Raw genomic sequence first — 276 nt, forward strand, 5'->3', positions numbered from 1 at the left:
AAACAACATTTTAATAGTAGTAAGTAAAAAAAATTGTGGAAGAACGAAGTACAGTCCGTTAAAATAGTTTTAGAGAAGGAACGTCCATTCAGTAAACACATTTTATAAGGGAGGAACTGTCAATGAAGATTGGTGTTCCAAGAGAGATAAAAAATAATGAAAACCGAATTGCTCTTACTCCAGCAGGTGTCTTAACATTACACCAAGCAGGTCATACTATTTATGTGGAACGTGACGCTGGACTTGGAAGTGGTTTTAAAAATCAAGCTTATGAAG

Annotated in this window: 1 pseudogene; it reads left to right on the forward strand. The window is 34.8% G+C overall.

The annotated features are described in order from the left end of the window. Positions 1-122: 122 nt before the first annotated feature. A pseudogene (locus AOA60_RS35090) lies at positions 123-276 on the forward strand (alanine dehydrogenase); the annotation flags it as partial.

The sequence above is a fragment of the Pseudomonas sp. 2822-17 genome (genome assembly GCF_002742485.1).
GTDB lineage: Bacteria > Pseudomonadota > Gammaproteobacteria > Pseudomonadales > Pseudomonadaceae > Aquipseudomonas > Aquipseudomonas cyclaminis.